This window comes from Blastococcus sp. SYSU DS1024, from assembly GCF_054050795.1.
Genome location: NZ_JBJHAA010000007.1, coordinates 180,710 through 190,125 on the forward strand (window position 1 = coordinate 180,710; position 9,416 = coordinate 190,125).

The window sequence follows — 9,416 nt, forward strand, 5'->3', positions numbered from 1 at the left end:
CATTCGAACGCCCCGACCACCACTCTCGTCACAGGCGTCGCACCCTCACGCAGAGCGCATGGTTCCCTCTTTTGAGTAACTGACTACATCACCGCCTCGACCATCGGCGCGTTGGAGTTCACCGAGAACACCCGCGGCTTCCACCTCGGGGAGTCCCGGTGGCTCAACCAGCCCGCCGTCGAGATCCACGGCCACGGCATCACCGTGACGGGGGTCGGCGTCCGCCCCGCCGTCACGATCATGCCCGGTGCTGACAACGTGCACTTCGACGGGAGCTACTTCAACGCCGGCGCGGTCGACAAGTCGGGTGCCAGCAACAACACCGGGCTGCCCGCAGCAGGTTGACCGCTGGGGCGGGCCCCTCCCGGGGGCCCGCCTCGGGCGTGCGAGCGGCGGGAGGGTCCCTCTCAGGGGTGCGTGCGGGCGCCCTTCACCACCTCGTCGACGGCGTTCTCCGGGCCGTGCAGGGCCAACCCCACCAGGTCCAGCGCGGCGCCGGGGGCCGCACGCACCGCCGCCCGGTTCTCGGCGTCGCCGCCGGTGGCGAACAGGTCCGCGGTGAACACCGAGGTCGGCAGGCCGCGCTGCAGCGCCCGGGTGCCGGTCTTCGCCAGCACGTCGGCCGACCCGGTCAGCACGACCACGGGCTGGCGGAACGTGGCGAGGTACCCGGTCCCGTCTACGACCAGGCGCACCTCACGCGGCACTTCCGCCGGTTGTTCGCGACGACACCGACCGCCTACGCCCGGTCGGCCTGAGCGCCCGACGGCGCTGGGCGGGCGCGGACGTGCATCCGCTCGCCCTGCGGGCCGAAGAGGACCAGCCCCTCGGCCGGCTCGGGGAACGGGTTGGAGAACGTGTGCGGCACCCGGGTGTCGAACTCGACCACCTCGCCCGGGCCCAGGACGAAGTCCCGGGCACCGAGGAGGAGGCGGATCCGGCCGGAGAGCACGTAGAGCCACTCGTAGCCCTCGTGGGTCTTCTGGTCGGTGTCGCTCACCCGCCACCGGGCGGGGAGCAGCATCTTGTACGCCTGGAGGCCACCGGACTGGCGGGTCAGCGGCACCATGGTCATGCCGTCGTCCCGCCTGATCGGGTGCCCGTGCACCCGTGGGTCCGCCGGCGCCTGCGCGTCGACCAGGTCGTCGAGGGCGACGCCGTAGGTGCGCGCGAGCGGCAGGAGGAGCTCGAGCGTCGGGCGGCGCCCACCGGACTCCAGCCGCGACAGCGTGCTCACCGAGATGCCGGTCGTCTCCGCGACGTCGGTCAGCGTCGCGCCGCGCTCGGTGCGCAGCGCGCGCAGCCGTGGACCCACGTTCTGCAGGACGTCGTCGTCGGACACGACGCCGAGTTTGCCATTCCCGCAAGCTTCATTGCCAGCGCGGGAGGTCCGGCCGACAGTTGCCGCCATGGACGAGCGATACGACGTGGTGGTCATCGGAGGCGGCGCGGCAGGCCTGAGCGGAGCGCTCACGCTGGCCCGCGCCCGGCGCAGCGTGCTGGTGGTGGACGCGGGCGAGCCCCGCAACGCCCCCGCCGGGCACGTGCACAACTACCTCGGCCGGGAGGGCACGCCCCCGGCGGAGCTGTACGCGATCGGACGCGGCGAGGTCGAGGGCTACGGCGGCACCGTGGTGACCGGCCGGGTCGTGGCGGTGCGGCGCGAGGACGGCGGTTTCCGGGTCGCCCTCGAGGACGGCCGGTCGGTGGGCGCCCGCCGGCTGCTGCTGGCCACCGGCCTCACCGACGAGCTGCCCGCTGTCCCGGGCGTCGAGGAGCGGTGGGGGAGCACGGTGCTGCACTGCCCGTACTGCCACGGCTGGGAGGTGCGCGACCGGGCCGTCGGCATCGTGAGCACCGGCCCGATGGGCGCCTACGCCGCGGGGCTCTGGCGGCAGTGGACCGACGACGTGGTCCTCTTCGTGCACACCGGCTCGGAGCCGACCGAGGAGGAGCGGGAGCAGCTGGAGGCGCGCGGGGTGCGCATCGTCCGCGGCGAGGTGGCCGGGCTGGAGCGCGCCGCCGCCGTCCGGCTGGCCTCCGGCGAGCTGGTCGAGCGGGACGCCGTCGTCGTCGCCACCCGGATGGTCGCCAACGCCGAGCTGCTCGCCGACCTCGGGGCGGCGCCGGTGCCGGTGGAGATGCACGGGGCGGTGCTGGGCACCCACCTGCCCGCCGACCCCACCGGCCGCACCGACGTGCCCGGCGTCTGGGTCGCCGGCAACACCGGTGACGTGAGCGCCCAGGTGGTCGTCGCCGCGGCCCAGGGGCTCCGCGCCGGGGCGATGATCAACGCCGACCTGGTCCAGGAGGACACCCGGGACGCGGTGGCCCGGCGGCGGAGCGTGGCGGCGTGAGCGCCACCGACCGCGCGTCGTACGACGAGCTGTACCGCTCGGCTCCGGCGGTGTGGAGCGGTCGCGCCAACCGGCAGCTCGTCGTCGAGGCGAGCGGCCTGCAGCCCGGGACCGCGCTGGACGCCGGGTCCGGCGAAGGGGGTGACGCCCTCTGGCTGGCCGAGCGCGGCTGGCGGGTGACGGCGGTCGACTTCTCACCCGTCGCGCTGGAGCGCGGCGCCGCGGCGGCCCGGGCGCGGGGGCTGGCCGACCGGGTCGAGTGGGTGCACGCCGACCTGGACGTCTGGGCGCCGCCGGAGCGGCGGTTCGACCTGGTCACCGCGCACTACCTGCACGCGCGCTGGACCGATCGGGAGGGCGTGTTCCGGCGCCTCGCGGCCGCCGTCGCGCCGGGCGGCACCCTGCTGGTCGTCGGCCACCTCCACGGTGAGGAGCGGGGCCACGGGCACACCCACGCGCACGACCCCGGCGTGCTCCACACCGCCGAGGACGTCGCGGCGGTGCTCGAACCGGGGGAGTGGCGCGGCGTCGTCACCGCGGTCCGCGAGCGGGACGCGGAGGCCGTCCGGCGGACCGGGAACCCGGTTCCGGACACGGTGCTCGTCGCGCGACGGCGAGGCTAGGGCGCCCCCGGGAGCGTCGGCGCCCGTCCGCCCGGTGCCGCGGCCGACGTGACCCGCGCCGGCTGCCGCCGCCGGCGCAGGTCGCGTCCGACCCGGCGGTGGCGCGCCTCCTCGGCCAGCTGGCGCGCGGCGATCAGCGCGGCGCTCTCCGGTCGCTGCTCGTACCTGCCGTGCATCGAGGCCTCCCTTCCGTTCCCCTGCCCGGTAGACGCGTCAGGGGTGCGGAAAGGACCGCGTGTCCGGTAACGAATCGGAAACGATGTGCCGGGCGTCAGCTGCGGGGCAGGCCCAGCTCCGCCAGGGCGGCGGTCACGGCGTCCTCGCGCAGCACCTCCAGCACGAGCAGCCGGTGCACCAGCACGCCGCGGCGGGTCAGCCGCAGATCGGCCATCCGCAGCCGGGGCAGCGCCGCACCGCCGGGACGCGGTCGGGCCGGCGGCGGGTCGAGGAGGCCGGCGCGCTGCAGGTCGGCGACGTCCTCCCGCGCGCCCCACGCCGTCCACCCCCGGGGCTCGTCGTCGAGCGGCGTCATGGGCAGCGGCACCCGGTCCCGCCGGCCCACGGCGGCCAGCAGCGCGAGCTGCCGCCAGTCCAGCGTCGCGATCAGCCGCAGCGCCCGGCCGACGAGCTCGCCGTCGATGTCGGGGGAGACGGCGACCTCGGCCAGCAGGTAGCCGAGGTGGCGCACCCGGCGCTCGTCGGTGGACGAGCGGGCGGCGAGCAGGACGGCCTCGGCCAGCTCGTCGGCGACCGGGCGGTTGCCCGGGCGGGCGGTGAAGAAGTCGTCGGTCCGCATCGCCCGGCCGGCGCGGTGGACGGTCACCGCGTGCTCCACCGCGAACGCCAGGGCGGCACCGGCCCGCACCCGTTCCCGCGCTCCGGGGATGCCGGCGGCGTCCTCCGCGGCCGTGCGCAGCACCGCTGCGAACCGCTCGGGCACCCGCACCCGCGCCGCCGCGGGCTCGAAGACCACCGTCGCGGCCGCCCGGCTCATCGAGCCGGCGACGGGGCTCCCGGCCTCGACGAGGGCGCGCCCGGTGCTGGTCTCCTCGGCTGCGGTCACCCGGCGATCTTCGTCGCTGCGGCGGTGCTGCTGCACCCCGGGACGGGACGGGCTCACCCGCTGGGGCCACGGCGCACCGCCGGCGCCGGCCCCAGGGGGCGGGCGCGGCGGTGCGCGGGGTCGTTCCTCAGACGCCGGCGCGCTGCATCAGCGTGCCGCGCCGGAGGTAGACGAACCAGGTCACCGCGACGCACACGACGTAGAAGCCGCAGAAGCTGAGCAGGGCCGTCTCGACGCCGCCGGTGGCGCCGTAGGACTCCGACACCACCCGGGGGATGAAGACGGCGCCCAGCGCGCCCACCGCCGAGATGATGCCGACCGCGGCGGCGGTGTCCCGCCGGGCGCGGTAGAGGACCTCCGCCGTGCTGTCGCCGGGGTGCCCGGCGGCCGCCTCGGCCCGGTAGATGATCGGGATCATCCGGTAGGTCGAGCCGTTGGTCATGCCCACGACGGCGAAGAGCACGAGGAAGCTCGCGAGGAAGCCGCTGAAGCTCCCGGCGCGCAGGAACGCGATCGCCGCGCCGATGGCCACCGCCTGCCCGACGAAGGTGACGACGGTGATCCGCGCCCCGCCCACCCGGTCGGCGAGCCAGCCGCCGAACGGCCGCGACAGCGAGCCGACGAGCGGGCCGAGGAAGGCGTAGCGGTAGGTGTCGGCGGCGAACTCGTTGGCCAGCACCAGGGGGAAGGCGCCTGAGAAGCCGATGAACGAGCCGAACGCGCCGATGTACAGGAACGACATCACCCAGGTCTGCGTGCGACGTGCGATCGCCGCCTGGTCGGCGATGTTCGCCTTCGCGCCGGACAGGTTGTTCATGCCGAACCACGCGCCGGCGACCGCCAGCAGGATGAAGGGCACCCAGATCAGCGCGACGTTCTGCACGTACCGGGCCTCGCCGCCGTCGGTCGTCCCGGTGCTGCCGCCCACGACGGCGAGGGCGCCGAGGGTGACCGCCAGCGGCCCCACGAGCTGGATGATCGCGACGCCGATGTTGCCGCCGGCGGCGTTGAGCCCGAGCGCGAAGCCCTTCTCCTTGTCCGGGTAGAAGAAGGAGATGTTCGCCATCGACGAGGCGAAGTTCCCCCCGCCGAACCCGCACGTGACGGCCGTGAGCACCCAGAACCAGTACGGCTGGTCGGTGGTCGCGGCGATCGTGAGCAGGGTGACGGGGACGAGGAGCAGGGCGGCGCTGACCACGGTCCAGTTCCGGCCGCCGACCAGCGCCGGCATGAAGGTGTAGGGCACCCGCATGATGGCGCCGACGAGGCCGGCCGTGGCGACGAGCCAGAACAGCTGGTCGCTGGTGAACCCGTAGCCGATCGACGCCAGCACCGCGGTGGCGACGCTGAACATCTGCCAGACGCTGAAACCGATGTTCTCGGCGAGCACCGACCACGCCAGGTTGCGCCGGGCCACCGGGCGGCCCTGCGGCGAGGCCCAGAAGCGCGGGTCCTCCGGGTCGTAGTCGTCGATCCAGCGGGAGCCGCGCCGAACCGTGGCGGGAGGGGCGGAGGCCGGCGCGGCCGCCTCGCCGGTGGGGTGGGCGGTGGGGGTGGTGGTCATCGGTGCATCCCTCGGGTCCCCGGCCGCCCGACGGGCGGCTCCTCGTGGCGCCCGACGCTAGGAACCGGCCGTTTCCGCGCCGCCGCGCTCGTGTGACCTCTCGGGAACGACCCCCTCACCGCGCGGATCGCGCGGTGTGAGCACGCGGCGCACGGGGGTGCTGGCCCGGCGGGCGTGCGGCCGGCCGGATTCGTCGGTGAGCCGTGTCACCATCGCCGCATGGCGATCGAGGTGCGGCCGGCCGTCCGCTTCGCCGACGTGGCGACGATGGTCGGCCCGAAGCGGCCGGACGCGAACGTGTGCTGGTGCCTGAGCTACCGGCTCCCGACGTCGAAGGAGAACCGCGAGCTGGTCGGGCCCGCGCGCGGCGAGCGGGTGCGGCAGCTGGTGCGGGAGCACCCGCCACCGGGGGTGCTCGCCTACGACGGCGACGAGGTGGTGGGCTGGGCGGCGGTCCACCCGCGCTCCGACACGAGCTTCGCCCGCAACCGGCGGATCCCGCACGTCGACGACCTCGACGTCTGGTCGCTGTGGTGCGTGCGGGTGCGCCCCGGTCACCGGAGGAAGGGCATCGCCCACTCCCTGGTCGCGGGCGCCGTCGAGTTCGCCCGCGCCCACGGCGCGCCGGCCGTCGAGGGGTACCCGGTGGACAACGACGGGCAGCGGGTCGACCTCACCATGGCCTACGTGGGCACGCGGGCGCTGTTCGAGCGCGCCGGGTTCGAGAAGGCCGCCGACACCGGCTCCGTCCTCAACGGCTTCCCGCGCGTGCTGATGCGCTTGGACCTGCGCTGAGCGGGCGCCGCCGTCTCACGCCCGGAGGCGGTAGCCGCGCTTGACGACCGTCTCCACCAGCGGCGCGCCGAGCGCCGCCCGCAGCCGGGTCACCGCCATCTCGACCGCGTGCCCGTCCCCGCCACCGGGGAGCGCGGCGACCAGGTCGGCCCGGGGGAGGACGTGGCCCGGCCGGCGGGTCAGCTCGCGGAGCACCGCCAGGGGCCCCGGCGGCAGCTCGACCAGCTGCCCGTCGACGACGGCGGCGTGGCCGCGGACCTGCAGGGTGTGCGGCCCGACCTGCAGCACGGGGTCCCGCTCGGGGAGCCGGGCCACCACTTCGCGGGCCAGCGCGCCCAGACGTGCACGGGCGGGCTGGAAGGACGGGATCCCGGCCGCGTCCAGCGGTGCGGCGGTGACGGGGCCGACGGCGACCGCCTGCACGCGGTCGTTGAAGGCCGCCACCAGCGCCTCCCGGTGGCCGGTCTCGTCGGCCACCTGCAGCAGGCTCGCCGCCGCCGGCGCGCTGGTGAACGTGACGGCGTCGACGGCCCCGGCGCCGATGCCGGCCACCAGACGGCGGACCGGGGTGACGTCCTCGGGCGGCACCCAGCGGTACACCGGGACGGTGAGCACGTCCGCGCCGCTCTCCCGCAGGGCGGCGACGAGGTCGGGCAGCGGATCCCCGTGCAGCTGGACGGCGATCCGCCGCCCGGCCAGCGGCCCCTCGGCCCCGGACAGCAGGTGTTCGAGCACCTCGGCGGACGACTCCGACTCCGGCGACCAGGCGTCGACCAGGCCGCCGCCGCGGATGGCTCCCCGCGCCTTGGGGCCGCGGGCCAGCACGCGCGAGCCCGACAGGTGCGCGACCAGGGGCAGGTCCCAGGCCTCGGCGGCCTCGAGCCAGCCGCGGAAGCCGACCCCGGTGGTGGCGATCACCAGGTCCACCGGGGCCGCCAGCACCCGGCGCGTCGCCGCCACCAGCTCGGTGTCGTCGGAGAGCGGGACGATCCGGATCGCCGGGGCGTAGACGACGCGGGCGCCGCGGCGGTCCAGCAGCGCCCCCAGCTCCTCCTTGCGGCGGGCGGCGGTCACCGCGACGGTGTAGCCGGCCAGCGGCAGCTCGGTCGGCTGTTCCCGGACGGTGTCGGTCACGTGTCCCCCTCGCGTGCGGTCGGCCTCCATGGTCGCCGTCCGGCGTTACCGATGTGTGTCGCGACCCGGCGCACCCGGCCGGACGTGAGCCGGGTCACCGTCCGCCGTCGACCACCACGTCGGTCCGGGCGCGCGTGCCGTCGGCGGCGTAGGGGGCCGCCTCGGTCAGCGTGGGCGCAGGGTCCACGTCGGCACCGCACCGCCGTCCCCGACGACCAGCCCCCGGCTGGCCAGCAGCCGCAGGTGGGCGTCGGTCTCGGTCACCGCGAAGATCCGCATGCGTCGCGCGTACTGGTCCCACGGCCGGGACCAGGTCAGGTGGGCGGCCAGGTCCCAGGGGGTGGACCCGGGGTGCTCGGCGATCGCGGTGAGCAGCTCGGTCAGCCGTCGCTCGTGGTGGTCGGTGAGCGCGTCGGCGCGGTCGGCCAGGCCGCGGAACCGCCACTCGTGACCGGGCAGCACCTCGGACGGCTCGAGGTCCCGCACGGCGGCCAGCGAGCCCAGGTAGTCCCGCAGCGGGTCCGGGGAACCCCCTCGGGTGCTGGAGATGTTCGGGCTGATGCGCGGCAGGACGTGGTCCCCGGAGAAGAGCAGCCCGGTGCGCTCGTCGGCGAAGCACAGGTGGCCGGGGGTGTGGCCCGGGGTGTGGACCGCGCGCAGCGACCAGCCGGGGAAGGCGGCGCGGTCGCCGTCCTCCAGGAGCCGGTCGGGCACGGCCATGCGGGAGAAGCCGGACAGGTTCTCCGCACCCCCGACGTCCCCGACCGCCTCGTCGCGCGGAGCGCCCAGACGCACGAGGAACTCGACCTCGTCGTCGACGGCGGCCTGCGCGTCGGTGGCGGTCAGCCGGCGGACCGCGTCGGCGTCGGCGGGGTGCATGGCGATCCAGGCGCCGCTGGCCTGCCGGACGCGGGCGGCGAGCCCGAGGTGGTCGAAGTGCAGGTGGGTGACGAGCACGCCCCGCACGTCCCCGACCGAGCCACCGAGGGAGGCGAGCCCCTCCGTCAGGGCCGACCAGCCGGCCTCGCTCTCCCACCCGGTGTCGACGAGGCCCAGTCCGCCCCCGTCGAGGGCGCAGACGTAGACGTTCACGTAGCGCAGCGGGTTGTGCGGGATCGGGACCGGGACCGACCACAGGTCGCCGCGCAGCCGCTCGACCGGGGGCATGGCGCGGTCGTCCCACGCCGCGCGCTGGGCGGTGCCGGTGATCTCCACGACGTCGCACTCTGCCAGCCGTCGCCAGCGCCCGGGCTGACACCATGGGGCGGTGAGCGGTTCCCCGGATCCCCTGCCCGCCGTCGCGGTCGTCCCTCGCCGGCTGCGGCTCCTGCTGACCGTCGCCGCCGGGGTGGTGGTCCTGGTGGCCCTGCTGGTCGCGCTGGGCCTGCCCTCGACCGAGAACACGGTGGTGGACTACGGCCTGGTCGACCAGGTGGCGATCGCCGGCCTGGGCCTCGTCCTCGGTGCGGGGATCGTGTCCCTGGGGCGGTCGCGCGTCGACGCCGATGCCGCAGGCGTGCGCGTCCGCAACCTCGTCGTCCACCACGAGCTGCCGTGGACGGCGGTGCGTGCGGTCCGGTTCGACCGGAAGTCGGCGTGGGGAGCGCTGCTCCTGGAGAACGGCGACGAGATCTCCCTCCTCGCGCTGCAGGCCGCCGACGGGGAGCAGGCCGTCCGCGCCGTCGAGGGGCTGCGCGCGCTGCACGCCGCGGCCCGGGCGCAGGACCCGGTCCGGCCACCCCTCCTCTACGACGACTGAGTAGCCCTGTGTCAAGCCGCTGCCGCGGCGCCCTGAGTGAGGTATCGGTTGTGGGCGCCGTGGCGGGCTGGGTCGTATGCGCTGTGTTCTTGCCAGCAGCGCCAGATGACGCCGGTCCAGG

General features: G+C 75.7%; 12 protein-coding genes. 5 read left to right on the top strand and 7 right to left on the bottom strand.

Translation table 11 applies throughout. From position 1 onward, the window contains the following. The first annotated feature begins 111 nt into the window (after positions 1–111). A complete protein-coding gene (locus ACI79S_RS09105; protein WP_456593127.1) occupies positions 112–345 on the top strand; it encodes a hypothetical protein in 234 nt (77 codons plus the stop codon). A gap of 62 nt (positions 346–407) precedes the next feature. On the opposite strand, the gene ACI79S_RS09110 is transcribed toward ACI79S_RS09105, so the two are convergent. Together ACI79S_RS09110 and ACI79S_RS09115 are read right to left on the bottom strand one after the other, a co-directional pair. Beyond that, entirely contained in the window at positions 408–695 is a 288-nt protein-coding gene (locus ACI79S_RS09110) for a DUF2000 family protein (protein WP_456593128.1), read from the bottom strand. 44 nt (positions 696–739) lie between these two features. After that, positions 740–1,342, bottom strand: coding sequence for a helix-turn-helix domain-containing protein (locus tag ACI79S_RS09115; RefSeq protein ID WP_456593129.1), 603 nt, complete (start codon positions 1,340–1,342; stop codon positions 740–742). Positions 1,343–1,409: 67 nt separating this feature from the next. Here ACI79S_RS09115 and ACI79S_RS09120 point away from each other — a divergent pair, with 67 nt between their 5' ends. Both ACI79S_RS09120 and ACI79S_RS09125 read left to right on the top strand, forming a co-directional pair. Then, positions 1,410–2,357 carry an NAD(P)/FAD-dependent oxidoreductase gene (locus tag ACI79S_RS09120; RefSeq protein WP_456593130.1) on the top strand — a complete coding sequence of 316 codons (948 nt, stop codon included), beginning with the start codon at positions 1,410–1,412 and terminating at the stop codon, positions 2,355–2,357. Further along, positions 2,354–2,980 (top strand): class I SAM-dependent methyltransferase, encoded by a 627-nt coding sequence (locus ACI79S_RS09125; protein ID WP_456593131.1) that lies wholly within the window; start codon positions 2,354–2,356, stop codon positions 2,978–2,980. The genes ACI79S_RS09120 and ACI79S_RS09125 overlap by 4 nt, the downstream gene beginning before the upstream one ends. Here ACI79S_RS09125 and ACI79S_RS09130 read toward each other — a convergent pair. The 3 genes from ACI79S_RS09130 to ACI79S_RS09140 all read right to left on the bottom strand — a co-directional run bounded on the left by ACI79S_RS09130 (position 2,977) and on the right by ACI79S_RS09140 (position 5,607). After that, positions 2,977–3,156: a hypothetical protein gene (locus ACI79S_RS09130; RefSeq protein ID WP_456593132.1), complete on the bottom strand. Its 180-nt coding sequence runs from the start codon at positions 3,154–3,156 to the stop codon at positions 2,977–2,979. The genes ACI79S_RS09125 and ACI79S_RS09130 overlap by 4 nt on opposite strands. 95 nt (positions 3,157–3,251) lie before the next feature. Further along, positions 3,252–4,043, bottom strand: coding sequence for a hypothetical protein (locus tag ACI79S_RS09135; RefSeq protein ID WP_456593133.1), 792 nt, complete (start codon positions 4,041–4,043; stop codon positions 3,252–3,254). A 127-nt stretch (positions 4,044–4,170) separates the two neighbouring features. Then, a complete protein-coding gene (locus ACI79S_RS09140; protein WP_456593134.1) occupies positions 4,171–5,607 on the bottom strand; it encodes an MFS transporter in 1,437 nt (478 codons plus the stop codon). Between the two features lie 219 nt (positions 5,608–5,826). Between ACI79S_RS09140 and ACI79S_RS09145 the strand changes: the two genes are divergently transcribed. Next, positions 5,827–6,402: a GNAT family N-acetyltransferase gene (locus tag ACI79S_RS09145; protein ID WP_456593135.1), complete on the top strand. Its 576-nt coding sequence runs from the start codon at positions 5,827–5,829 to the stop codon at positions 6,400–6,402. 15 nt (positions 6,403–6,417) lie between these two features. Here the strand turns inward: ACI79S_RS09145 and ACI79S_RS09150 are convergent, their stop codons facing one another. After that, positions 6,418–7,536, bottom strand: a complete 1,119-nt coding sequence (locus ACI79S_RS09150; protein ID WP_456593136.1) for a uroporphyrinogen-III synthase — start codon at positions 7,534–7,536, stop codon at positions 6,418–6,420. A 165-nt stretch (positions 7,537–7,701) separates the two neighbouring features. Beyond that, on the bottom strand, positions 7,702–8,751 hold the full coding sequence (locus ACI79S_RS09155; RefSeq protein WP_456593137.1) for an MBL fold metallo-hydrolase: 1,050 nt from the start codon (positions 8,749–8,751) through the stop codon (positions 7,702–7,704). A 52-nt stretch (positions 8,752–8,803) separates the two neighbouring features. Between ACI79S_RS09155 and ACI79S_RS09160 the strand changes: the two genes are divergently transcribed. Beyond that, complete coding sequence (locus tag ACI79S_RS09160) at positions 8,804–9,295, top strand: PH domain-containing protein (protein WP_456593138.1); 492 nt, start codon at positions 8,804–8,806, stop codon at positions 9,293–9,295. Positions 9,296–9,416 lie beyond the last annotated feature (121 nt).

Bases quoted from the DNA above. Each gene is read 5' to 3' on its own strand.
- ACI79S_RS09130 (WP_456593132.1), bottom strand. From the start codon at position 3,156: ATGCACGGCAGGTACGAGCAGCGACCGGAGAGCGCCGCGCTGATCGCC.
- ACI79S_RS09145 (WP_456593135.1), top strand. From the start codon at position 5,827: ATGGCGATCGAGGTGCGGCCGGCCGTCCGCTTCGCCGACGTGGCGACG.
- ACI79S_RS09140 (WP_456593134.1), bottom strand. From the start codon at position 5,607: ATGACCACCACCCCCACCGCCCACCCCACCGGCGAGGCGGCCGCGCCG.
- ACI79S_RS09120 (WP_456593130.1), top strand. From the start codon at position 1,410: ATGGACGAGCGATACGACGTGGTGGTCATCGGAGGCGGCGCGGCAGGC.